This is a genomic window from Janthinobacterium sp. GW823-FHT06H09, assembly GCF_058794735.1.
Genome location: NZ_JBXAHC010000011.1, coordinates 57,590 through 81,872 on the forward strand (window position 1 = coordinate 57,590; position 24,283 = coordinate 81,872).

General features: G+C 64.7%; 25 protein-coding genes. 22 read left to right on the forward strand and 3 right to left on the reverse strand.

Going from position 1 to position 24,283, the window contains the following annotated elements:
- Nucleotides 1–33: 33 nt before the first annotated feature.
- Nucleotides 34–4,254, reverse strand: a complete 4,221-nt coding sequence (gene hrpA / locus AC1Q6X_RS19565) for an ATP-dependent RNA helicase HrpA (protein ID WP_492498189.1) — start codon at nt 4,252–4,254, stop codon at nt 34–36.
- 57 nt (nt 4,255–4,311) lie between these two features.
- Here hrpA and argA point away from each other — a divergent pair, with 57 nt between their 5' ends.
- The gene (gene argA / locus AC1Q6X_RS19570) at nt 4,312–5,622 is read left to right on the forward strand and encodes an amino-acid N-acetyltransferase (RefSeq protein WP_046685875.1); all 1,311 of its coding nucleotides are present in this window, start codon (nt 4,312–4,314) and stop codon (nt 5,620–5,622) included.
- 44 nt (nt 5,623–5,666) lie between these two features.
- Here the strand turns inward: argA and kdsA are convergent, their stop codons facing one another.
- Nucleotides 5,667–6,512 (reverse strand): 3-deoxy-8-phosphooctulonate synthase, encoded by an 846-nt coding sequence (gene kdsA, locus AC1Q6X_RS19575; protein ID WP_034750794.1) that lies wholly within the window; start codon nt 6,510–6,512, stop codon nt 5,667–5,669.
- A 219-nt stretch (nt 6,513–6,731) separates the two neighbouring features.
- Between kdsA and AC1Q6X_RS19580 the strand changes: the two genes are divergently transcribed.
- Entirely contained in the window at nt 6,732–7,004 is a 273-nt protein-coding gene (locus AC1Q6X_RS19580; RefSeq protein WP_034750797.1) for an oxidative damage protection protein, read from the forward strand.
- A gap of 171 nt (nt 7,005–7,175) precedes the next feature.
- Entirely contained in the window at nt 7,176–7,700 is a 525-nt protein-coding gene (locus AC1Q6X_RS19585) for a DUF6622 family protein (RefSeq protein WP_492498190.1), read from the forward strand.
- Nucleotides 7,701–7,736: 36 nt separating this feature from the next.
- On the opposite strand, the gene rpiA is transcribed toward AC1Q6X_RS19585, so the two are convergent.
- Nucleotides 7,737–8,414 carry a ribose-5-phosphate isomerase RpiA gene (gene rpiA / locus AC1Q6X_RS19590; protein ID WP_492498191.1) on the reverse strand — a complete coding sequence of 226 codons (678 nt, stop codon included), beginning with the start codon at nt 8,412–8,414 and terminating at the stop codon, nt 7,737–7,739.
- A 208-nt stretch (nt 8,415–8,622) separates the two neighbouring features.
- Between rpiA and AC1Q6X_RS19595 the strand changes: the two genes are divergently transcribed.
- From AC1Q6X_RS19595 to AC1Q6X_RS19685, 19 genes are all read left to right on the forward strand, one after another.
- Nucleotides 8,623–8,991 carry a response regulator gene (locus AC1Q6X_RS19595; protein ID WP_070222443.1) on the forward strand — a complete coding sequence of 123 codons (369 nt, stop codon included), beginning with the start codon at nt 8,623–8,625 and terminating at the stop codon, nt 8,989–8,991.
- A gap of 2 nt (nt 8,992–8,993) precedes the next feature.
- Nucleotides 8,994–9,620: a chemotaxis protein CheC gene (locus AC1Q6X_RS19600; protein ID WP_070222465.1), complete on the forward strand. Its 627-nt coding sequence runs from the start codon at nt 8,994–8,996 to the stop codon at nt 9,618–9,620.
- 5 nt (nt 9,621–9,625) lie between these two features.
- A complete protein-coding gene (locus tag AC1Q6X_RS19605; protein ID WP_070222467.1) occupies nt 9,626–10,585 on the forward strand; it encodes a GGDEF domain-containing protein in 960 nt (319 codons plus the stop codon).
- Nucleotides 10,586–10,734: 149 nt separating this feature from the next.
- Nucleotides 10,735–12,402 (forward strand): sensor histidine kinase, encoded by a 1,668-nt coding sequence (locus tag AC1Q6X_RS19610; RefSeq protein WP_139142972.1) that lies wholly within the window; start codon nt 10,735–10,737, stop codon nt 12,400–12,402.
- A complete protein-coding gene (locus AC1Q6X_RS19615) occupies nt 12,399–13,100 on the forward strand; it encodes a response regulator (protein ID WP_070222441.1) in 702 nt (233 codons plus the stop codon). The genes AC1Q6X_RS19610 and AC1Q6X_RS19615 overlap by 4 nt, the downstream gene beginning before the upstream one ends.
- 252 nt (nt 13,101–13,352) lie before the next feature.
- The gene (locus AC1Q6X_RS19620; protein ID WP_157814672.1) at nt 13,353–13,499 is read left to right on the forward strand and encodes a hypothetical protein; all 147 of its coding nucleotides are present in this window, start codon (nt 13,353–13,355) and stop codon (nt 13,497–13,499) included.
- Nucleotides 13,500–13,574: 75 nt separating this feature from the next.
- On the forward strand, nt 13,575–13,748 hold the full coding sequence (locus tag AC1Q6X_RS19625) for a Flp family type IVb pilin (RefSeq protein WP_070222439.1): 174 nt from the start codon (nt 13,575–13,577) through the stop codon (nt 13,746–13,748).
- Between the two features lie 94 nt (nt 13,749–13,842).
- Nucleotides 13,843–14,016, forward strand: a complete 174-nt coding sequence (locus AC1Q6X_RS19630) for a Flp family type IVb pilin (RefSeq protein WP_230520798.1) — start codon at nt 13,843–13,845, stop codon at nt 14,014–14,016.
- Nucleotides 14,013–15,083, forward strand: a complete 1,071-nt coding sequence (locus AC1Q6X_RS19635; RefSeq protein WP_492498192.1) for a phosphatase PAP2 family protein — start codon at nt 14,013–14,015, stop codon at nt 15,081–15,083. Before AC1Q6X_RS19630 ends, AC1Q6X_RS19635 begins: the two co-directional genes overlap by 4 nt.
- Nucleotides 15,080–15,667: an A24 family peptidase gene (locus AC1Q6X_RS19640; RefSeq protein ID WP_492498193.1), complete on the forward strand. Its 588-nt coding sequence runs from the start codon at nt 15,080–15,082 to the stop codon at nt 15,665–15,667. Before AC1Q6X_RS19635 ends, AC1Q6X_RS19640 begins: the two co-directional genes overlap by 4 nt.
- 40 nt (nt 15,668–15,707) lie before the next feature.
- Nucleotides 15,708–16,328, forward strand: coding sequence for a methyltransferase family protein (locus AC1Q6X_RS19645; RefSeq protein ID WP_070222435.1), 621 nt, complete (start codon nt 15,708–15,710; stop codon nt 16,326–16,328).
- Between the two features lie 31 nt (nt 16,329–16,359).
- Nucleotides 16,360–17,706, forward strand: a complete 1,347-nt coding sequence (locus AC1Q6X_RS19650; protein WP_230505643.1) for a DUF8689 domain-containing protein — start codon at nt 16,360–16,362, stop codon at nt 17,704–17,706.
- Entirely contained in the window at nt 17,703–18,551 is an 849-nt protein-coding gene (cpaB, locus tag AC1Q6X_RS19655) for a Flp pilus assembly protein CpaB (RefSeq protein ID WP_058049598.1), read from the forward strand. Before AC1Q6X_RS19650 ends, cpaB begins: the two co-directional genes overlap by 4 nt.
- 22 nt (nt 18,552–18,573) lie before the next feature.
- The gene (locus AC1Q6X_RS19660) at nt 18,574–20,175 is read left to right on the forward strand and encodes a type II and III secretion system protein family protein (protein ID WP_070289156.1); all 1,602 of its coding nucleotides are present in this window, start codon (nt 18,574–18,576) and stop codon (nt 20,173–20,175) included.
- Between the two features lie 9 nt (nt 20,176–20,184).
- Nucleotides 20,185–20,469: a hypothetical protein gene (locus AC1Q6X_RS19665; protein WP_070222427.1), complete on the forward strand. Its 285-nt coding sequence runs from the start codon at nt 20,185–20,187 to the stop codon at nt 20,467–20,469.
- Between the two features lie 46 nt (nt 20,470–20,515).
- A complete protein-coding gene (locus tag AC1Q6X_RS19670; protein WP_492498194.1) occupies nt 20,516–22,066 on the forward strand; it encodes a pilus assembly protein TadG-related protein in 1,551 nt (516 codons plus the stop codon).
- A gap of 7 nt (nt 22,067–22,073) precedes the next feature.
- The gene (locus tag AC1Q6X_RS19675; RefSeq protein WP_492498195.1) at nt 22,074–22,541 is read left to right on the forward strand and encodes a TadE/TadG family type IV pilus assembly protein; all 468 of its coding nucleotides are present in this window, start codon (nt 22,074–22,076) and stop codon (nt 22,539–22,541) included.
- Nucleotides 22,542–22,551: 10 nt separating this feature from the next.
- The gene (locus AC1Q6X_RS19680; protein WP_492498196.1) at nt 22,552–23,070 is read left to right on the forward strand and encodes a TadE/TadG family type IV pilus assembly protein; all 519 of its coding nucleotides are present in this window, start codon (nt 22,552–22,554) and stop codon (nt 23,068–23,070) included.
- Between the two features lie 36 nt (nt 23,071–23,106).
- The gene (locus tag AC1Q6X_RS19685) at nt 23,107–24,258 is read left to right on the forward strand and encodes a CpaE/TadZ family protein (RefSeq protein ID WP_492498197.1); all 1,152 of its coding nucleotides are present in this window, start codon (nt 23,107–23,109) and stop codon (nt 24,256–24,258) included.
- Nucleotides 24,259–24,283 lie beyond the last annotated feature (25 nt).

The window sequence follows — 24,283 nt, forward strand, 5'->3', positions numbered from 1 at the left end:
ATTACGCGCGCCCTGCGGACGCGCTAATCCGACCTACCGCTGCATCGATTCCCACACCTTCTGCAAACGCTTGGCAGACACGGGCATCGGCGTGCGCAATTCCTGCGCAAACAGCGACACGCGCAGCTCTTCCAGCATCCAGCGGAACTCGACCAGTTTCGGATCCGTGTTCTTGCCGGCCTGGCGGTCCTTGGCCTGGCGCAAGTACGGCGCGGCGGCCGATTGCCATTCGGCCATCAACTTGGTGTCGCGTGCGGGGTCGGCGCGCAGTTTTTCCAGGCGTACATTGATCGCTTTCAAATAGCGGGGGAAATGCGCGAGCTGCGTGTACTCGTTTTCCGTCAGGAAACGTTTATGCACGAGGCCCTGCAGCTGCGACTGGATATCGCTGGCCGCCGCTGCGGGAATATTTTGCAGCCGCTTGGGCAAGCCGTGAAATTCCGTCAGCACTTGCGACAGCAAACGGGCGATTTCATTGACCAGCAAGACCAGGCGCGACTTGCCTTCCGCCTGTCGCTTGGCAAACGAGGCGGCGTCCAGCGGCAGCGGATCTTGCAGGCAGGCGATGTCGAGCGCCTTGTTGATGATTTGCTCGCGCAACTCTTCCTGCGAACCCAGGGCCATGAATTGCATGCCCATCTGCTGCAAGCCGGGAATGCTTTTCTCGACGTACTTGATCTGCTCCTTCATTTGCAGCGCAAATAAACGGCGCAAACCGATCTTGTGCGTACGCGCGGCCACGGTCGGGTCGTCAAACACTTCCAGGTCGCAATGCGTGCCCTTGTCGACGAGGGCGGGGAAGCCGATCAGGGTCAGCTTGCCCTGCACGATTTCGAGCAGTTCCGGCAATTCGCCGAAGGTCCAGGCCGTCAAGCCCATGTGCTGCGAGACGGTGGCATTGCCTGACGCCGGCGCGGCCGCAGCGGCAGTAGCCGCCCCCTTGCCCGCAGCGGCGCCCTGGGCTTGCGCCTGCAGCCGCGACGCCACTTGCGCGCCCGCCACCTTGGCACCGGGCGTGCCCGTGCCGGAAACGCCCGACACTTCGGCCAGCTTCTGGAAACTCTGGCGCGCCTGGCCGCCGAATTCCGCCTGCAGGGTGGCCAGGTTGCGGCCCATGTCCAGTTGGCGGCCATGCTCGTCGATCACCTTGAAATTCATGAAGTGATGGGCCGGCAGGGTTTCCGGCTTGAAGTCCGTCGTCAGCACATTGATCGTGATCTGCGTGCGGATATCGAGGATGATGGCATCGATCAAATCACCGCGGCCGAACACGCCCGCTTCATGCACGCGCTCGCAGAATTTCGCCGCATAGTCAGGCAGCGGCACGCAGTGGCGGCGCAGCTTTTGCGGCAGGGATTTTAATAACAGATGCACTTTTTCCTTCAGCATGCCCGGCACCAGCCATTCGCAGCGCTCGCGCGGCAACTGGTTCAGCGCGTACAGGGGCACGCTCAAGGTCACGCCATCGCGCACGCTGCCCGGCTCGAAGTGGTACGTCAGGCCCATTTCCAGGCCCGTCACGGACATGGTTTTCGGGAACAGGTCCGTCGTCACGCCGGCCGCCTCGTGGCGCATCAGCTCTTCGCGGTTCAAATACAGCAGCTTCGGGTTCTCGCGCGTGGCCTCTTTATGCCACTTCTCGAAACCGGCGCCATTGCACACGTCCGCCGGCAGCAGCTTGTCGTAGAAGGCGGCGATCAGTTCATCGTCGACCAGCACGTCCAGCCGGCGCGATTTGTGTTCGAGGTTTTCGATATCCTTGATCAGTTTATGGTTATGCGCAAAGAATGGCGCGCGCGTGTCGAAGTCGCCGCCGACGAGCGCGTCGCGGATGAAGATTTCGCGCGCTTCTGGCAAGTTGAAATTGCCGTAGTTGATGCGGCGCTGGCTGTACACCACCAGCCCGTACAAGGTAGCGCGTTCGGACGCCGTCACCTGCGCCGAGCGTTTTTCCCAGCGTGGCTCGCCCCACGATTTCTTCAGCAGGTGCTCGCCCACTTTTTCCAGCCACTCGGGCTGGATCTGCGCCACGCAGCGCGCATACAGCCGCGTCGTGTCGACCAGTTCGGCCGCCATGATCCACTTGCCCGGCTTTTTCAGCAGCGAGGAACCGGGCCAGATATGGAACTTGATGCCGCGCGCGCCCAGGTAGCCGGCGCCCGGCTCGTCCTCGCCCTTGAAACCGATATTGCCCAGCAAGCCAGTCAGCAAGGCCATGTGCAGGTTGTCGTAGGTGGCGGGCGCTTCGTTCAGGCGCCAGCCCTGCTCCTTGACGATGGTCAGCAGCTGCGAGTGCACGTCGCGCCATTCGCGCAAGCGCATCTGCGACAGGAAATTCGTGCGGCAATTGTCCTGCAACTGGCGGTTGGTTTTCTTGTGCTCGATGGCGGACTCGAACCAGCGCCAGATCTTCAGGTAGCTGAGGAACTCCGACTTTTCATCGGCAAACTTCTTGTGCGCCTCGTCGGCCGCCTGCTGGTGCTCCATCGGGCGGTCGCGCGGGTCTTGCACGGACAGGGCCGAGGCGACGATCAGCACTTCCGTCAGACACGCGTTATCGAGCGCGGCCAAAATCATGCGGCCCACGCGCGGGTCCAGCGGCAGCTTGGCCAGCTTGTTGCCCAGCGGCGTCAGTTTATTGACTTCATCGACGGCACCGAGTTCCTGCAGCAGCTGGTAGCCGTCGGCCACCGCGCGCGCCAGCGGCGGCTCGATGAAGGGGAAGGTTTCCACGTCCGTCAGGTGCAGGGACTTCATGCGCAGGATGACGGCGGCCAGCGAGGAGCGCAGGATTTCCGGCTCCGTGAATTTCGGCCGCAGCAGATAATCCTGCTCTTCATACAGGCGGATGCAGACGCCATCGGCCACGCGGCCGCAGCGGCCGGCGCGCTGGTTGGCGGCCGACTGGGCGATCGGCTCGACCTGCAGCTGCTCGACCTTGTTGCGGTAACTGTAGCGTTTCACGCGCGCCAGGCCCGCGTCGACCACGTAGCGGATGCCGGGCACGGTCAGCGAGGTTTCCGCCACGTTGGTGGCCAGCACGATGCGGCGCGCATTGCTGGTCTTGAAGACCCGCTCCTGCTCCTCGGCCGACAGGCGGGCGAACAGGGGCAAAATCTCCACGTGCGGCGGATGGTGCTTGCGCAGCGCTTCGGCGCAGTCGCGGATTTCGCGCTCACCGGGCAGGAACACCAGCACGTCGCCGGAGCCGATGCGGCACAGTTCTTCCACGCCATCGACGACGGCATCCATCAGATCGCGCTTTTCGCGCGCGGCGGCGGTACGCTGGCCCGGCTTGTCGGCGTTCGCGCCGGCACCCGGCATGGCCACCTGTTCGCGCTCCACGGGACGGTAGCGCACTTCCACCTGGTACAAGCGGCCCGACACTTCGATCACGGGCGCCGGTTTTTCCGGCGTGCCGAAATGGCGTGAGAAGCGCTCGGCATCGATGGTGGCCGAGGTGATGATGATCTTCAGGTCGGGCCGGCGCGGCAGCAGCTGCTTCAGATAACCAAGCAGGAAGTCGATGTTCAGGCTGCGTTCGTGCGCTTCATCGATGATGATGGTGTCGTAGTTTTTCAACAACGGATCGGTCTGCGTCTCGGCCAGCAGGATACCGTCCGTCATCAGCTTGACGGACGCGCCACGGCTCAGGGTATCGGTAAAGCGCACCTTGAAACCCACGGTTTCGCCCAGCGGCGTGCCCAGTTCCTGCGCGATGCGCTTGGCCGTCGACGAGGCGGCGATGCGGCGCGGCTGCGTGTGGCCGATCATGCCCTTCTGTCCCCGTCCCAGTTCCAGGCAAATCTTCGGCAACTGCGTCGTCTTGCCGGAACCCGTCTCGCCCGAGACGATGATGACCTGGTTTTCCATCAGCGCCTTGGCGATTTCTTCGCGCCGGCCCGAAACGGGCAAGTCTTCCGGATAGGTAATCGGTGGCAGCGGATTGCGGAAGGCCTTTTCCGCCTCGCGCGCGGCGCGCGCTGCGTCACGGCTCTCGCGGCTCTCGCGCTCTTCGCGGCTGGCCTGGTCATTGCGCGGCGCCTGCCCCTCGCGCGGCGGACGCGGCGCGCGCTGCTGCTGTTGCTGTTTCTGCTGTTCCGCGCGCGGCGCTTGCGGCCTTTGCTGGCTCACGGGCGGGCGCTGGCGGCCCTGCGCGGGCGCGGGCGCGGCGGCAGGCGTGGCAACACCCCCGCTGGCGGGCGCATTTGCAACGTTGGAAGGAGGGGAAGACTTATTGCTGGCTGAAGACATTGTTTTTTTACAGGTATTTTAAGCGCGCACATCGCGCAGCGAATTATAATGCGCTTAATGGAAAACCCTACCCAATTCGTCCAATGGCTGCGCTCCGTCGCGCCCTACATCCACGCCTTTCGCGGCAAGACCTTCGTGGTCGCCTTCCCCGGTGAACTCGTCAGCGCCGGGGCGCTGCAGGTGCTGGCCCATGATTTGTCCCTACTGCATGCGCTGGACATCAATGTCACCGTCGTCTACGGCTCGCGGCCGCAGGTGGCGGAACAACTGGCCTTGCGTAACGTCGAAGGCCGCTTCCACAACGGCGTGCGCATCACGGATATCGCCGCGCTGGAATGCGCAAAGGAAGCGGCCGGCGAGCTGCGCCTCGATATCGAGGCCGCGTTCAGCCAGGGCTTGCCGAACACGCCCATGTCGCATGCGGCCATCCGTATCATTTCAGGCAACTTCATCACGGCGCGCCCGCTGGGCGTGATCGATGGCGTGGACCTGGAACTGACGGGCATCACGCGCAAGGTCGACGCCGAAACCATCCATTCCATCCTCGGTTCGGACGGCCTGGTGCTGCTCTCGCCGCTGGGCTTCTCGCCCACGGGCGAAGCGTTTAATCTCACCATGGAAGACGTGGCGTGCAGCGCCGCCATCGCCCTGCACGCGGACAAGCTGATCTTTATTACCGAAACGCCGATGATGGAAGACGCCACGGGCGTGGAAATCCGCGAACTGTCGTCGCACCAGGCCGAAGCCGTGCTGATGGCGGGCTTCCTGCCCGACGCCACGGCGTTCTACCTGAAGCATTGCGTCAAGGCTTGCCACAACGGCGTCGAGCGCTCGCACATCGTGCCGTTCTCGATGGACGGTTCGGCCCTGCTGGAATTGTTTACCCATGATGGCGTGGGCACGATGATCAGCCATGAAAACCTGGAAAGCCTGCGCCAGGCCACCATCGAAGACGTGGGCGGCATCATCAAACTGATCGAACCGCTGGAAGCGGACGGCACTTTGGTCAAGCGGGGCCGCGAGCTGATCGAGCGCGAAATCGATTATTTCTCCGTCATCGAGCATGATGGCGTGATCTTCGGCTGCGCCGCCCTGTACCCGTTCCCCGCGCAAAAGATGGCGGAAATGGCCTGCTTGACGGTCAACCCGGAAGTGCAAGCCCAGGGCGACGGCGAGCGCATCCTGAAACACATGGAAAACCGCGCGCGCGCCGCCGGCCTGAACAAACTGTTCGTGCTGACCACGCGCACCTCGCACTGGTTCAAGAAACGGGGCTTCGTGCCGGCCACCGTCGACGATTTGCCGAAGGACCGCCAGCATATGTATAACTGGCAGCGCAAGTCGCAGGTGTTGATCAAGACACTGTAAAACTGAAAAAGCCCGGCATGCCGGGCTTTTTCACATTGGGATCGTTATTTGATATTCAGCGGCGCAAACGACTTGACCAGATCGTCGAGCGCCTTCAACTGCGCCAGGAACGGCTCCAGCTGGTCCAGCGGCAAGGCGCTGGGGCCGTCGCAGCGGGCATTGTCCGGGTCCGGATGGGCTTCCAGGAACAGGCCGGCGATGCCGACGGCCAGGCCGGCGCGGGCCAGGTCGGCCACCTGCTGGCGGCGGCCGCCCGAAGCGGCGCCGCCGGGATCGCGCTGCTGCAGGGCGTGGGTGACGTCAAAGATGATGGGCAGGTCGTCGCAGGTCTTTTTCATGACGCCAAAACCCAGCATGTCGACCACCAGATTGTCGTAGCCGAGGCAAGTGCCGCGGTCGCACAGGATCAATTGGTCGTTGCCCGCTTCCTTGAATTTCTCGACGATATTGGCCATCTGGCCTGGGCTCAAAAATTGCGGCTTCTTGATGTTGATCACTTTACCCGTTTTCGCCAGCGCCACGACGAGGTCCGTCTGACGCGCCAGGAAGGCGGGCAGTTGCAGCACGTCGACCACTTCGGCCACCTGCTGCGCCTGCCATGGCTCATGCACGTCGGTAATCACGGGTACGCCGAACGCCGCCTTGACGTCCTGGAAGATGCGCATGCCTTCTTCCAGGCCCGGTCCCCGGTAGGAATGGATCGAGGAACGGTTGGCCTTGTCGAAGCTGGCCTTGAACACATAGGGAATGCCCAGTTTTTGCGTGACGCGCACATATTCTTCGCAGGCGCGCATGGCAAGATCACGCGATTCGAGCACGTTGATGCCGCCAAACAGCGCGAAGCTGCCGGTATTGCTGACATCGATGCCATGGACTTTCACTGAGGTCATAGGGATTCCATATTGGTTAATTGTTACTACTTGCTTGGAAGAGGCGCAGCCAGCGGCTGGCGCGATAAGGCATCTTACTAGCTAGGGCGGCGCAGATCAAATTTGATCATGCGCAAGGGCACGGCAAACGGCGTGTCGCCAGGCCGCGACGGCCCCGCGAGGGCAGGCGCAAAGTGCCTTATAATCACGCTTTATCTCTACACTGATTCAGGAGCACAGATGGCCCGCACGATCCACTGCATCAAACTCAACAAGGAAGCCGAAGGACTGGATTTCCCGCCGTACCCGGGCGAACTGGGCAAGAAGATTTACGAATCCGTGTCGAAGGAAGCATGGGCCGCCTGGCTCAAGCACCAGACCATGCTGGTCAATGAAAACCGTTTGAACCTGGCCGACGCGCGCGCCCGCAAATACCTGGCCACGCAGATGGAAAAGCATTTCTTCGGCGATGGCGCCGATGCCGCCATGGGCTACGTGCCGCCAACGGAATAAGTTTTATCGCTTGCCCGTGGCCGCCGCGTCACGGGCAGTTTCACCTGCGTTTCACGCCCTCCTCCGCCGTTTCACGGCACCGCCTCCCCGTTTCGTCGCACACCGCTCGCCGCCCATGCCGCCCGCTGGCACAGTACGTCCATCGACAACCTCACTCCAAAGGCGGACACCATGTTGCAGCACATCTTCAGCCACACTCCCCTCTACGTCTGGGCCATCCTGGGCTTCCTCGTCTACCGGGGCGTGCTGGCCAGCCGCGCACGCGAAGTGACCTTGCGCAAGCTGTGCATCATTCCCCTGGTCATGCTGGCCCTGTCCCTGAGCGGCGTGCAGGGCAGTTTCGGCCTGGCCGGCGTGGCGCCGTTCGCCTGGGCCGCCGGCGCCCTGGCCGGCGCGGCGCTGGCATGGACGCTGAGCGATGCGCGCAAGATCGTCGCCATACCCGAGCGGGCCAGCGTGCAGCACCCCGGCAGCTGGGTGCCGTTGATGCTGATGATGAGTATCTTTTGCATGAAGTATGCGGTGGCCGTGACCCTGGCCATCGCGCCGGCCTACGCCCATGCGACCGGCTTCATCGTGCCCGTCTGCCTCGCCTACGGCTGCTTCAGCGGCATCTTCCTTGGCGGCTTGCTGCGCACCGTGGCCGTGTACCGCCAGGCACACATGACAAGCGGCCCGCAAGGGGCCGCCGTGTAAGACAAGTGCAAATGCCGGCGAACGCCGGCTATCACCTTAGTACGCCAAAGTACGCACGCCTTCCGGCATGCCCAGCAAGCAAACGTTGGCACCGCGCACAGCGAACAGGCCAACGGCGATGACGCCGACGATCTGGTTGATCTGCTGTTCCAGCGCCACCGGGTCGGCGATCTGCAAGCCCAGCACGTCGATGATCTCGCCGCCGTTGTCGGTGATGAATGCTTCCGTGCTGCCAGGCTTCAGGCGCAAGCGGGGCGTGCCGCCCAGCGCGGCCAGCTGGCGCGAGACGGCGGCGCGCGCCATCGGCACCACTTCCACCGGCAGCGGGAAGGCACCGAGGGTCTCGACGAGCTTGGAGCCGTCGGCGATGCAGACGAACTGTTTCGCGACGGACGCGACGATCTTTTCGCGCGTCAATGCCGCGCCGCCGCCCTTGATCATGGCGCCGCTGGCCGTGATCTCGTCGGCGCCGTCGATGTAGACGGCGATCGACTCGACGTCGTTCAGGTCGAAGACGGAAATGCCATGACCGGCCAGGCGCGCGGCCGTCGCTTCGGACGACGCGACCGCCCCCTTGATGCGGTCCTTGATCTTGGCCAGTTCATCGATGAAAAAGTTGGCGGTGGAACCGGTGCCGACACCGATGATTTCACCGTCCACCACATAGTTAATGGCGGCGCGGGCTACGGCTTGCTTCAATTCGTCTTGGGTCATGGCAAAAAAAGGCTAAAGTGAGGAATGCCGCTATTTTAACGGATTGCCGGCCCGGCCAGCCGGCCATGATGACGGACCTGGCGACGGGATACAACAGGCAAGTGGAAAAGACTTGCCCCAAGGCAATTGCCCAGCCAATTACTCTCTATGCCCTCTAAAATATGCGAAAATGGAACGATTGACCGATATGACGTTTCAGGAATAGCACATGAATCACAGTAAGCAGGTACTTGTTGTCGATGACAGCCGGGTTTCACGTCTGATGTCGCATCAGTTCATCCTCAGCAAACATGCCGACTGGCAAGTGATTGAGGCGGCGACGGGTGAGGAAGCCCTGGAAAAAGTCAAGACTGTCAGCCCTGTGCTGATATTACTGGATGTCAACATGCCCGGCATGGGCGGTGTGGCGGCGGCGGAACAATTGCGCGCGCTGTGCCCCCAAACGCACATCGTTCTCGTCACGGCGAACGTGCAAAACGCCATCCGCAACCGCGCCATCGAACTTCGTGTCGGCTTCATGGAAAAACCGATCACGGAAACCCGCATCCACCAGCTGATCGAGTCACTGGGACTGTGAGCATGGTCAATCTCTCCGAACTGGAAAACGATGCCCTCGTGGAGATATTCAACATCGGGGTGGGCCATGCGGCCGCCGCGATGAGCGAGATCGTCAATGAAGAAGTCACCATGTCGGTGCCGTCGATCACTTTCCTGAACCGTGCCGATGCGGCTGCATTGCTGGGCAGCAAGAAGGATGGCGAACGCATCTGCGGCGTCAGCCAGCATTACGATGGCGCCTTCGCCACCGAAGCCATCCTGATGTTTCCCGAAGATAAAAGCCTGGAAATCGTGCGCCTGATGGTGGGCGACGCCATGCCGCTGCAGGAACTGACGGAGATGGAACAGGAAGCGATGAGCGAAATCGGCAACATCATCCTCAATTCCTGCGTAGGGACTTTGGCCAACCTGTTCGACAGCGAACTGCATGGCTCGCTGCCCCTGTACCACGTGGGTACCAGCGCGGAAATCCTGTCTTCGTTCGGCGGCCACGATGACGAGGCCGTCGTACTGATGCTGCATATCGACTTCGTGCTGTCCAAGCACCAGATCCACGGTTATGTGGCATTCGTGCTCGACCTGTCCGCCCTGCACGACCTGAAGCAGCAGGTCAGCCACTATCTGGCCAAGGTCCTGGGACAGGCGTGACGATCATGCCCGATGCCTTACACCGACTCGCCCTGCTCGAGAGCATACTCGGCGCCGTCAACCTGGGCGCCATCGTGCTCGACGAGCAGCACCGCATCGTGCTGTGGAACCACTGGATGGCGCGCCACTCGGCATGCCAGGCCGACGCCGTGCTGGGCCAGGATTTCTTCACCGTCTATCCGGAACTGCGCCACAAGCGCATCGATTCGGCCATCACCCAGGCCCTGCGCGACAATTTCCAGTCGCTGCTGTCGCAAACCCTGCACAAGGCGCCGTTTCCCCTGTACACGCATGGCGCGGCCGAAGGCCGGGAGCGCATGCAGCAGGCGATCGCCGTCACGCCGATCAATTTGCCCGATTCGCCGCGCCACTGCCTGATCCAGATCAATGATGTCACCATCGCCGTGGGCCGCGAAAAGCTGCTGCGCGAACAGACCATGGTCTTGCGTTCGCAAACCTTTGCCGACGGCTTGACGGGCATCGCCAACCGCCGCCACTTCGACGTGGCGATCGAGAAGGAAATGCGGCGCGCCATGCGCACGGGCAGCCCCCTGTCGCTGCTGATGATCGATATCGATCACTTCAAGGACTACAACGACCATTACGGCCACCAGCAAGGTGATGATTGCCTGATCCGCGTCGCGGCCGAACTGGCCGCCATGCTGCAGCGCCCCACAGACTTGCTGGCGCGCTATGGCGGCGAGGAATTTGCCGCCATCCTGCCCGACACGGACGCGGCGCAGGCGCTGCGCATGGCCGAGGTAATCCGCCAGCACGCGGCCGGACTGCGCATTCCGCATGCCAAGACGGGCAATGAGGTCAAGCACATCACGGTCAGCATCGGCATCGCCACCCAGCACCCGCAGCAGCAGCCGACCATCTCCGCCCTGATCGGCGCCGCCGACCGCGCCCTGTACCTGGCCAAGGGCGCCGGGCGCAACCGCGTGATGGTGCAGCCGCTGTAAAAAAAGCAACGCAGGGCAAAGGATTCCAGTAGACATCTTTATGGCGTGTGCGTAGACTCGTCATTGATTGCAGCAACAATAACAAGAATTTATCTGTGGTATCTATCCCTGCGCATGGCTCACCATGCGGGACACGGCCAGGAGCGCTTGTGAATCTCGATCCTCCCCTCAGATCCGGCTTGCCGGGTGCCGGCATGGATACGACCATGGTCAACGGCATGCGCCTGCTGCTGTCGAGCGCCACCTTGCTGACCCTGTTCATCGACCCCGAAAGCGCCGGCAAGCTGAGCAAGATTACCTGGCTGATCTTTTCCGCCTACACCATGCACAGCCTGCTGCTCTATGTGCTGGCCGTGCTGGGCTTCAGCCTGCCCCAGGACATCTTGCTGTACTGGCTCGACGTGGCCTGGTATGCGCTGATCGTGTTTTCCACCAGCAGCCACAACAATTTATTCTTCCTGTTTTTTTTCTTTGCCATCCTGACCTCGTCGTTCCAGCGGGGCTTCGAGGAAGGCGCGCGCGTGACCCTGGCCTCGGCCGGCCTGTTCGCCGCCACGGCCCTGTTCGGCGAATCGGATGCGGAGCTGTCGCGCCTGCTGCTGCGTACCACCTTCCTGCTGGCGCTCGGCTACATGATCGCCTACTGGGGCGGTTCGGCCATCACGCAGCGCAGCCACCTGGCGCTGCTGCGCGATGTCAGCCAGCTGTCCAATCCGCGCTTTGGCGTCGACCAGACCATTACCTCCGTGCTGGAAAAAACCCGCAGTTATTTCAACGGCCGCAGCTGCCTGCTGATCATGCAGGACAAGGGCACGCGGGTCTGGTCGCTGCGCAGCGTGCTGCAAACGGCAACGGGCGTCGTGCACACCAGCTCGCTCCTCAGCGATGACGCGGCCAGTCCCCTGCTCGCTTTCCCGCACGATAAAATCGCCTTGTACAACCAGCCCGCCGGCCGCTGGCTGCCGTGGACAGGCGGCGCGCGCATGCTCGATCCCGACAGCGGACGCTGGCTGCGGCACGACGACGCGGCAGGCGACCGCCTGGCCGAGCTGCTCGAAGCGCACGCCTTCATCAGCGCACCGCTGCCCCTGCGCAATGGCAAGGGCCGCATCTTCATCGTCTCCGCCACCAGCATGAGCAAGACGGACGCCCTGTTTCTCAGTCATATCGGCGCGCAGGCGTTTCCCGTCATTGAAAACATCGACCTGCTCGACCGCCTGGCGTCGCAGGCGGCCTCGCGCGAGCGCGAAAAGATCGCCCGCGACCTGCATGACACGGCCGTGCAGCCGTATATCGGCCTGCGCCACGGCCTGGCCGCCCTGCGCAACGAAGCCACGCCCGGCAACCCGCTGCTGCCCGAACTGGAAAAACTGATCATCATGTCGGGCCAGGTGATCGCCGACCTGCGCAGCTACGCGCGCACGTTCAAGAACGGCCAGGTGCAAAGCGAGCCGGAACTGCTGGTCGCGCTGCGCCGCCAGGCCACGCAGATCCGCGAATTCTATGGCATCGACATCGCCCTGCAAATCGAAGGCGACCTGCACATCAACGACCGCCTGGCGGCCGAGGTGTTCCAGATCGTCAACGAAGGCATGAGCAATATCCGCAAGCATACGTCGGCGCGCCACGGCGCCGTCAAGCTGACCTGCGTGCAGGGCGCGCTGCACATCAGCATCGACAACGAATGCGCCGCCGCGCACGTCCCCGATTTTCTGCCCGACTCGCTGGCCGAACGGGCAGCTGCCCTGGGTGGCACCGCCCGCGTCACGCATGGCATGCTGGGCAACACCTCCGTGCAGATCGAGATCCCCATATGAACGACTTACGCTACACGCCCCCGGCCAGCCATGTCATCAGCGTCATGCTGGTGGACGATCACAAGACCATGCTGTGGGGCCTGGAGCGGCTGATCGGCGGCGAGCACTCGGGCATGCGCGTGGTCGCCACGGCGTCCGACAGCGCCGAGGCGCTGGAGCAGGCGAAGGCGCTGCAACCGGATGTGATCGTGCTGGACCTGGACCTGGGCGGCATCAGCTCGCTGGCCATCCTGCCCGCGCTGGCGCAGTGCGGCAGCACGCGCGTGCTGGTGCTGACGGCCAGCCACGACCAGGCCGTCCTGGACCAGACGGTGCTGAAAGGCGCGCGCGGCATCGTCAGCAAGGATGCGCCGGCGGAGATGGTGCTGAAGGCCATCGAAAAGGTATACCAGGGCGAGCTGTGGCTGGAACACGCGATGCTGGGACGCATGCTGACGCAGCTGACCCAGCCCGGCGGCGGCTCGGCGCAAGCCATCGCCATCGCCAGCCTGACCCTCAAGGAAAGAAAGATCATCGCCGCGCTGGTGCACGGCAGCGGCACGCCGGCCAAGCTGCTGGCGGACCAGCTTTTCATCTCCGAACACACCCTGCGCAACCACCTGACGTCGATCTACCGCAAGCTGGGCGTATACAACCGCCTGGAACTGTACGCCTACGCCACCAAGCACCAGCTGGGCCAATTGCCGCCCGGCGCCTGACGCCGCCGTCCCCCGGCACGGCCACGGCCCGGCCGCGCACTCCCTCCGCCGCCCCCTTCGCCAGCCACCGGCCCGGCCTGCGCCCGCGCGCTCGCACGCCAGACTCGACCATGACAATTGTCACGAAAAAAACAAGCAATTCCTCCTTGCAATAAAAGGATGTTCTTCTGATGTAGATCAAGGTGCCAACTTCTATAGTGGTTTTACCGGAGTGCAAATCACCGCGCGGCCCACCACGACACGGAGCACAGCATGCGCCTTGACAAGTTTCTTCCGACAGCCCTGATCACCTATTTGCAGGGCAAGGAAAAGGCTGCGTTCTACCGCTATGCCCTGGTGGCGGCCCTCATGGCGGTGGTGTGCATCATCGGACTGCTCGCACTGGGCGAAAGCCCATGAGAGCGTAGCAACAGGAAGCAACACCGCCATGCCGTTTTACCCACCGCCGTAGCTTAACCACCACCAGGAGTTGTCATGAACCTCATCAAAAACTTTATCCGCGAAGAAGATGGCGTCACCGCAATCGAATATGGCCTGATCGCCGCCCTGATCGCCGTGGTGATCATCGCCGCCATCACCATCGTCGGCACGCAGCTGAAAAAAACCTTCAGCACCATCGGCACCAAGCTGACCACCGCCAATGCCTGACGCGGTGCCGTCCGGGCCGGCCCAGCGCCAGCCCGGACTACGCTTCCCCATACTCCCGGCACGCCCACCTTGATACCGCCTAGCGAGGCCCATCGTGAAATCTTTCTTCAGCCGTTTATCCGACGAGTCCGCCGTTACAGCGATCGAATACGCGTTGCTGGCGGGCCTGATCGCGGCAGTGCTGGTGGTCACGATCACCGTGCTGGGTGACCAGGTCAAGCTGCTGTTTGTCTACGTCAAGGACCAAGTGGTCCTGGCCCTGTCATGAACACCCTGCGCGCCTCGCTGCGCACCCACCGCGCCCTGCTGGTGATCGTGCTGCTGTACGCCGCCGCCACGACCTTGCTGGCCGGCGGCCTGCCCAGCGCATCGGAGATCCTCAACGTGCTGGCCGGCTTCTTCGTGGCCATCCTCACGGGTCCCGTCTTCATCCTGTGCGGTTACACCATCCACGTCATGGTGATGAAACGCCCGCACCGCCTGTGCCACTATCTGTACCACGATCTGCGCCGCTACCTGAGCAACGAACGCCTGCTGCACGCGCTGCCGGCCATGCTGCTGATTCCCGTCTTCGCCTCCAGCTTCACCGTCTTCAAGGGCGCCATTCCGCGCCTGCATCCCTACACCTGGGATGCCACCCTGTCCGCCTGGGACATGGCGCTGCATGGCGGCATGGCCCCATGGGAAAGGCTGCAGCCGCTGCTGGGCCACCCGCTCGTCACGGGCTTGCTCAACTTCAGCTACCACTTCTGGTTCTTCCTGTTCTACGCCATCCTGTACTGGCTGATCCTCGACACGCGCCGCCCGCTGCTGCGCATGCAGTTCCTGCTCAGCTTTGCGCTGACCTGGATCGCCCTGGGCAGCATCCTGGCCGTGCTGTTTGCCTCGGTCGGTCCCTGCTACTACGGCCACCTGCACGCCAGCGATCCGTATGCGCCGCTGATGGCCTACCTGCATGACGCCAACCAGCACGTTCCCGTCTGGGCCCTGCAGGTGCAGGACATGCTGTGGCAAGGCTATCAAAGCAAGGGCGCGAACGGTGAACTGGGCATCTCCGCCATGCCCAGCATGCATGTGGCCACCGCCGTGCTGATGGCCATCATGGGCTGGAAGGTCAGCCGCGCCGCAGGGATCGCCCTGTCCGCCTTCGCCGTGCTGATCCTGCTCGGCTCCATCCACCTGGGCTGGCACTATGCGCTCGACGGCTATGTGGGTGCGGCCGGCGCGGCGCTGGTGTGGCGCCTGGTGGGACGGCTGCTGGGCAGCCAGGCCGCGGCACCGGCCATGCACATGGCCACGGCGCCCTGCATGAGCAAGGAAGGACTGACGTCATGAACGCCCACCTGCCCATGCTGCTGTGCCTGGCCATGCTGGCCACCCTGCTCGCCAGCGCCCTGTGGCACGACCTGCGCACGCGCCGCATCCCGAACCGGCTGGTGCTGTGGGGCACGCTGACGGGGCTGATCCTCAACGGCTTCGTGCCATCGGGCGCCGGCCTGTTCGACGCCTCCTTCGGCGGCCTGGGACTGCTGCAGGCGCTGGCCGGCGCCGCCGCCGGACTGGCCCTGTTGCTGCCCATGTATCTGCTGCGCGCCCTGGGCGCCGGCGACGTCAAGCTGATGGCCATGTGCGGCGCCTTCCTCGGTCCCGACGCCGTGCTCGAAGCGGCCCTGCTGACCTTCCTGTGCGGCGGCGTGCTGGCCCTGGCCGCCGCGCTGGCCGGCCAGCGCCTGCGCCAGGTGCTGAAAAATACCTGGCACATGATGCTGGGCGCGCTGCTGCACAGCCTGGCCGGCGGCGCCGCCACGATCGCCGAACCGCCGCCGGCCACCGGCAAGCTGGCCTACGCCTTCGCCATTGCCAGCGGCACCGGCTTGCAGGTCTTCCTGCAATACACCCACCTGTGGAGCCTGCGCTGAAACGCGCCGCTCCGACGACCAGCCACCATAGGACCCGACCATGGACACCCTCGCCACCCTCTGCCACTCGCGCCACGCCAGCCTGTTCACCAGCATCGCCATGGCTTGCCTGTGGACGTTCTTTGCCAGCGCCCACGTGGTGGGATTCCTGCACAGCGGCGACTGGAGCTATCTGCTGTTCTGCGCCGCCGAAACCCTGGCCGCCCTGTTCTTCATCGTGCGTTCGGCCCCCGTCAGCGTCTCCACCGATGCGGGCGACTGGCTGCTGGCCATCGGCGCCACCTTCGCGCCCTTCCTTCTGTCCCCCGCCGACATGGCCATCTGGCCCGGCGCGCGCTACCTGCTGGCCGTCGGCAGCCTGCTGCAGATCGCCGGCCTGCTGTCGCTGAACCGCAGCTTCGGCCTGGTGGCGGCGCAGCGCGAGATCAAGACGGGCGGCGTCTACCGCGTGATACGCCATCCGCTGTATGCCAGCTACCTGATTTCCCTGAGCGGCTACCTGCTGGCCAACACTTCGCCCGCCAACACCGTCATCTATGTCGCGACGATGGGCATGATGGTGATGCGCCTGCTGCGCGAAGAGCGTTTCCTGTCCGCCGACGTGCGCTACCGCGTCTACATGCGCCAGGTGAAGTACCGCCTGCTGCCCTTCATCTTCTGATATCCGGCCATCCGAGCGAGGAGTATCCATCATGCCTGACACCTATCCAGAACGCAGCGACGGCGGCGGCGCCGAACCGGCGGCCAAGCGCGCGCCACGCACGGTCGAGGAAACGGGATTGCCCTTCCTGTTCCTGGTCGAACTGCTGGTCAAGATACTCTTCCTGCGCGGCCAGATCGGCCTGCCCGCCCTGTCGACGCACGTGAAACTGGGCGCCGGCGTGCTCGAACCGCTGCTCACCTTCATGCGCGCCGAAAAGCTGTGCGAAGCGCGCCGCAACGGCGGCAGCGGCACCGACGCCGACCTGTATTACCTGCTGGGCGACCAGGGCCGCCTGCGCGCCGCCGAATACATGCGCCGCAACGCCTACAGCGGTCCCGCCCCCGTCACCCTGGCCGATTACAGCAACCAGGTGCTGGCGCAAAGCGTGGCCGACATGCATGTCACGCGCGACGACGTGCAGCGCGAATTTCGCGACGTGGTGGCCAGTTCGGCCGTGCTCGACCAGCTGGGCGCAGCCATGAATTCCGGACGCGCCCTGTTCTTTCACGGCCCCGCCGGCAGCGGCAAGAGCTACCTGGCCGAGCGCCTGAACGGCTTGCTCAGCGGCGCCATCGCTCTGCCCCATGCCGTGATGGTCGACGGCGAAGTGCTGCCCTTCCTCGACCCCATGCTGCACACCCTGTCAAACAAAGGCCGCGTGCCATCCGACCCGCGCTGGGTGCGCGCCGAACGCCCCGCCGTGCTGACGGGCGGCGAGCTGACGCTCGACATGCTGGACCTGCAATTCGACCAGGGCACCCGCCTTTACCAGGCGCCGCCGCACCTGAAGGCCAACAACGGCATCTTCATCATCGACGACCTGGGCCGCCAGCGCTGCTCGCCCGTGGAACTGATGAACCGCTGGATCGTGCCGATGGCGCGCCACATCGATTACCTGTCGCTGCACACGGGCTACAAATTCCCCGTGCCCTTCGACGTCATCGTCGTGTTCTCGTCGAACCTGGCGCCGCAGCAGCTGGCCGACGATTCCTTTCTGCGCCGCATCGGCTACAAGATCCATGTGGGCCCCCTGAGCGCCTACCACTACCTGGCCGTGTTCCGCAGCACCTGCGCCCAGCTGGGCATCAATTTCGACGAAGCCTCCTACACCTACCTGCTGCACCTGCATAGCCTCTACAAGCGGCCCTTGCTCGCCTGCTATCCGCGCGACATCCTCGCGCAGGTCTGCGACCAGGCGCGTTATGAAGACCACCCGGCACAACTGTCTCCGGAAGTCCTGTTCTGGGCATGGCAAAACTATTTCGGCAGCGATAACGACCTCGCAAGCACACACACCGGACCGGCAGCGGTCCAGCACAAAGGGGAAGCAAAATGAGAAACGCACGCGCTCTGACGATGATGGCCATTGCGGTCATCCTGGCGTTCGCCGCGGTCATCGTGGCCGCGCGCTGGATCAATGCCCAAGCCTCGGGCAACATCAACAAGGTGGCCGTGGCCCAGGTCGACATCAGCCTGGGGGCGCGTCTCACGCCCGACATGGTGCGCATGGTCGACTGGCCATCGAACGCGCTGCCGCCCGGTGCCATCAACGATCCGAAACTGCTGGAAACGCGCGTCACGCGCACCAGCATCCAGCACGGCGAACCGATCATGGAAGGCAAGCTGGCGCCTCCCGGCACGCAAGGCGGCCTGTCGGCCGTCGTCGCCGAGGGCAAGCGCGCCATGACCGTGCGCGTCAACGACGTGGTGGGCGTGGCCGGCTTCGCCCTGCCCGGCAACTTCGTCGACATCCTCGTCAACACCCAGGGCGAAGGGGCCCGCAAGACGCCGGACCGCGATCCGAACATTTCCAAGATCGTGCTCGAACGCATCCTCGTGCTGGCCATCGCCCAGGAATCGAGCCGCGACGACACCAAGCCCAAGGTGGTCAACGCCGTGACCCTGGAGCTGACGCCGGACCAGGCTGAAAAACTCGACCTGGCGCGCAGCGTGGGCACCCTGTCGCTGGTGCTGCGCAATCAGATCGAGGACAAGCCCGTCAACACGGAAGGCGCCACCAAGTCCAGCTTGCTCGATGAAAAGGTCGCCATGGCCGCCCCCGCCGCCATGGTGCAAGCCAAGCCGCTGCCACGCCGCCGTCCCGCCGCCGCACCCGCGCCTCAGGCCGGTCCACGCGTCGATGTCATCAAGGGGCTGGAACGCAGCTCCCAACAATTCTAACCTGCACCAGAGGAGTCACGCCATGAGCACATATTGCACAGCAAGCGGAAGCCGGGTACTGAGCCTGGCGCTTGCCCTCGCCATGATCGGCGCCCTGGCGCCCCAGGCACGCGGCGAACCCGTCGCCGCTGCCGCCACCGCCGCCGGCACCGACACGGGCGCCGCCAGGAGCAGCCGGGCCGCCGCCCGGCCCAGGGCCACGCCGCCGCAAAGCGAATCGCGCGCCGGCCGCACCGAAATGGCGCCGCAAATGAGCCTGGCCGAAGGCAAGTCGACCCTGATGCGCCTGCCGTTCGCCGCCAGCCGCATGTCCGTCGGCGACCCGCGCATCGCCGACGTCATCCTGCTCAATCCCAACGAGGTGTACCTGCTGGGGCGTTCCGTCGGCACCACCAACCTGATCCTGTGGAACAAGAGCAATGACGCCACCATCATCGACCTGGCCGTCGGCATCGACAGCAGCAGCCTGCAGGCACGCATGGCCGAACTGTTGCCGAACGAAAAGATCCACGTCACGGTGGCGGGCGACACCCTGATCCTGTCGGGCATGGTCAGCGACGTCGTCAAGGCCGACCAGGCCCTGTCGCTGGCCAACGCCTATGTGCAGCGCAGCGCCCGCAGCGGCGCGGCCAGCTCCGGCGCCGCGCCAGCCGCAGGCGCGGGCGCCGCCGCTGCCGCTCCCGCCGCCACGCCCGATGCGGCCGCACCGCGCGTGATCAACCTGCTGTCGATCGCCGCGCCGCAGCAGGTGATGCTGGAAGTGAAGGTGGCCGAAGTGTCGAAGGTGCTGGTCGACCAGCTGGGCGCCAGTCTGGGCATCAACAAGACCATCGGCAGCTGGTCGTATTCGCTGCTGTCCAGCCTTCTCAGCAACAATCCCAGCGGCTTGAGCGGCGCCAGCAAGAACAACTTCTTCAACCTCGACGCGCAAAAACGCGATGGCCTGATCAAGGTGCTGGCCGAACCGAACATCATGGCCATCAGCGGCCAGGAGGCCAGCTTCCTGGCCGGCGGCAAAATCTTCATCCCCGTCAGCCAGAGCAACAATAACGGCGTGCCCACCATCACGCTGGAAGAGAAGGAATTCGGAGTGGCCGTGAAATTCACGCCCACCGTGCTCGATGGGGGGCGCATCAACCTGAAGGTGGCGCCGGAAGTGTCGGACCTGAACAAGGACGGCATCGGCATCACCGCCACCGGCATCTCGGCCACGGCCATCCTGCCCTCGTTCACGACGCGGCGCGCCACCACCACGGTGCAGCTGTTCGACGGCCAGAGCTTCGCCATCGGCGGCCTGATCAAGAACAACGTGACCAGCAATATCAAGGCCCTGCCAGGCCTGGGCGAAGTGCCCGTGCTGGGCGCCCTGTTCCGCAGCACGGACTTCCAGACGGACCGTTCGGAACTGGTCTTCATCATCACGCCGCACCTGGTCAAGCCGCTGCCGGCCGACTACAAGCTGCCCACCGACGGCTACATCCAGCCGACGCGCGGCGACATGTTCATGCAGGGAAAAATGGAAGGCAGCGCGCCCACTCCTGCTGCCGCCCCCGCAGCGCCGGCAGCGCCCATGCAGCCGCAAGCGGCCGCGCCCCAGTCCGCCGCCGGCTTCGACCTCAAATAGGAGAACACCATGAAAACCGCACATTGCCTGCCTTGCGCCACCCTGCTGTCGCTATTGCTGTTAGCCGGCTGCGCCGCCACCACCACGCCCGTGCTCGATTCGCACTTCGGCGAATCGGTGGCCCTGCTCAAGGCACAGCAGATCATGTATCCGGACGCCTACCGCAACATGGACCCCGTCAGCGGCATCGACGGCAAGGCCGGCGCGAGCGCCTACCAGCGCTACCAGAAATCGTTCGCCGCGCCGGAACCGCAGCCGAATGTCTTCACCATCGGCGTGGGCGGACGCCAGTAGGCGCCAGTTTCGCGACGCACTCCCCCCAGGCCACCAGGAGACAGCCATGAAGACCGCATTTCGCAGGCACGACAAGCAGCACGGCGCGATCGCCATCGTGCTGGGGCTGACCCTGGTGGTGCTGTTCGCCATGGGCGGCCTGGTGCTGGACCTGGGCCACCTGTACATCGCCAAGACGGAACTGCAGAACGGCGCCGACAGCGCCGCCCTGGCGGGCGCCGTGGAACTCAATCAAAGCGCCGCCGGCATCGACAACGCGCAGACGAAGGCCATCGCCATCGCGCAAAAGAACCGCTACGATTTTTCCACCGCGCTGACCATCACGGCCGCCAACATCAGCTTCGGCCCCAGCCCGGACGGTCCCTGGTCGTCCGGCGCCAGCGCCCGCACCAGCCCGCAAGGAATGACCTTCATCCAGGTCGACACGGGCAGCAAGACCTTCGCCACCTACCTGATGGGCATCGCCGGCATCGCCAGCACCAGCACCTCGGGCGTGGCCGTGGCGGGCCGCTTCGTCAACGACGTCACGCCGATCGGCGTGTGCGCCGTCGATCCGGCCAACAAGACGGCGCAATACACGTATCCGGCCGCGCCGGCCGGCACGGGCCTGACGGAACTGGTCGAATTCGGCTTTCGCCGCGGCGTCACCTACAACCTGTTCGGCCTCAATCCGCTGGGCGGCCCGTCCGATCCCTACCTGATCAACCCCGTCGACGCGCCGCCCGGCAGCTGCAGCGCCTCGCACGCGAGCGCCGCCTCCACCGCGCCCTTCATGTGCACGGGCAGCAGCGCCGTCATCACCAGCGGCACGGGCCAGGTCTACACGAACACGGGGCTGACGGCCTCGCTGGCCGCCTCGCTCAATTCGCGTTTCGACGACTACGGCGGGCCATCCGTGTGCGACCCCGCGACGGCGCCGCCCGACACCAACATCAAGGAATATCCGTGCGTGGGCGCCGCCTCGCCCTGCGCCGCCACTGCCGCCAACTCGCCGCCCACCGGCTGGATGCAGCCGGGCGCCAGCACCTTGCCCAGCCAGCAGCCGGTCAGCCTGGCCGGCAACAAGCCGAATTACCAGCTGCCGTCGGCCGGTCCCGTCCCGGCACCGTCGGCCACGTTCGCGCAGTTCGCCGGCTACGGCGTGCTGTGGTCCTACGGCCCCGCCTACCAAAGCAATGGCGCCACCCCGGCCAAGGCCGGCACGGCCTACAGCGTCGCGGACGGCAACGCCAACCCCATGTACAGCACGGCCAAGGCGAATTACTTCGACACGGCCAGCTACCCCGTCAGCGCCGGCGCCGGCTTTCCTGCCGGCACGCCGCCTGCGCCATACAACCAGACCAGCGGCCCCACGTTCCAGGCGCCATCGGTGGCCCATCCGGGCCAGCGCAACCGCCGCATCCTCAACGTGGTGCTGGTCGACTGCCGCACGGCGCCCGTCGGGCCGGCTTCGTGCGGCACCATGAACGCGGTGGGCATCGGCAAATTCTTCATGACGATGAAAGCCGATTTCAGCGGCGGCACCAAGCGCCTCGACGTCGAGTTCGCGGGCCTGATCGAGCCCGTGCCGAATTCCGAAATCAAACTCTACAAGTGAGGCGGCCATGCGCATCCACCTTTCCCCACTCAAACAGCGCGGCGGCGCCGCCGTCGAATTCGGCATCGTGCTGGCACTGCTGATCACCCTGCTGGCCGGCATCTTCGGCTTCGGCCGCGCTTTTTGGTACTACGACGCGCTGAACAAGGCCACGCGCGACGCGGCGCGCAACATGTCCGTCAAGGCCAAGGCCGGCATCGCCTCGCAGGGCGTGCCGGCGGCCAAACAGACGGTGGCCGATGCGGCCGTCAGCGCCGGCATCAGCGACTTCACCACGGCCAACGTGACGGTCACCTGCCTGGACGCGGCATTCAACGACAGCAACTGCACCGACGGCACGGCGCCGGGCGGCATCCGCGTCGAAGTCGTCAACTACACGCTGTCGGTGGGCCAGTACCTGCCCTTCGTGATCGGCGCGGCCAGCACCTATGCCACGCCGCTCGCACCGCGCACCACCATGCGCTACATGCTGTAAGGAGAACGCCATGCGCCACCGCCCTTCATCGTCTCCTCCAGCCGGGCGCCAGCGCGGCGCCGCCGCCGTCGAATTCGCCCTGGTGTCGCTGCTGTTTTTCACCCTGCTGTTCGGCATCCTCGAATTCGGCCGCATGCTGTACCTGTACAACACGGTGCAGGAAGTGAGCCGCCGCGCCGCGCGCGAAGCGGTGGTGCGCTGGATCGACCAGACGGACGCCGTCAAAACCCTGGCCCTGTTCGGCGGCACGGCCCTGCCGGCCGCGCCCGAACTGACGGCTGCCAACATCACCATCCGCTACCTGAACAAGAGCGGCGCCGAAGTGACCTTGCCGCCGACTGACCCGGGCGACAACCTGTCGGCCTGCGGCGACATCACGCGCACGGCCAGCTGCATCGACAGCGTGCGCGTATCGATCGACAACGTCAGCTACACGCCGATGGTCAGCCTGTTCGGCTTTCTGAATATCGCCGTGCCCGCCTCGGTGGTGGTCATGCACGCCGAAAGCCTGGGCTTCCAGATCAACTGAACGCCTTTACCGAATGCCTTTACCGGGGAGTACCAAGTGAATATCGTCATCGTCTCGAAGAATGAAGCCCAGCTCAAGCGGCTGACCCGTTTGCTGCGCGAACGCAGCGCGGCCGACCGCGTCTCGCTGCTGGCGAGCATACCGGATGTGTTCGACAACGGCGTCACGCCGGACTTGCTGCTGCTGGAGCAGGAGCAGACGGGCGAGGCGGAACTGGAGCGGCTCGAACTGCTGGGCGGGCGCCATCCGAACCTGGCCATCATCGTGCAATGTCCGCAGCAAAGTCCGCAATTCCTGCTGCGCTCGATGCGCGCCGGCGTGCGCGAAGTGCTGCAGCCCGACGACGACGCGGCCCTGTGCGCCGCCTTGCGCCGCATCGAGGACAAGCTGCAGAAACAGGTCACGCGCAAGGGCCAGGTGCTGGCCTTCGTCTCGTGCAAGGGCGGCAGCGGCGCCACCTTCATCGCCGCCAACCTCGGCTACGCGCTGGCCGCCGGCGAACAGCGCAAGGTGGCGCTGTTCGACCTGAACCTGCAGTTCGGCGACGCCGCCCTGTTCGTCTCGGACCACAAGCCGGCCACCACCCTGTCGCAGCTGTCGCAGCAGATCGTGCGCCTCGATGCGTCGCTGCTCAGCGCCAGCATGATCCAGATCACGCCCGCCTACAGCGTGCTGGCCGCCGCCGACGACCCGGCCCATGCGGCCGACGTCGAGGCCGACCATATCGACCGGCTGCTGACCCTGGCGCGCAGCCAGTACGACTACATCCTGCTCGACGTGGGACGCGGACTCGACCCCGTCAGCGTGCGCGCGCTGGACCGGGCCGACCTGATCTTCCCCGTGCTGCAGGCAACCTTGCCGTATGTGCGCGACGGCAAGCGCCTGCTCGACGTGTTCCGCAGCCTCGGCTACCGCGAAGACAAGGTCCGCCTGATCCTGAACCGCTATGCCAGCAGCGACAGCATCCGCGTGGCCGACCTGGAAGCGGCGTATGGCAAGCACGTCTACAAATCCATCCCCAACCACTATGAAGCGGTGGCGGCCTCCGTCAGCCAGGGCGTGCCCATTCTGAAGCTGACGCCGCACAACGCCGTCTCGCGCGCCCTGCAGGAACTGGCCGCCAGCCTGGCAGGCGAAACCCCGCCCGCCGCGCAAAGCTGGGTTTCGCGGCTGCTCGCGCGCGCCTGAGGCTCCAGCCTGATCCTCGAGCCTG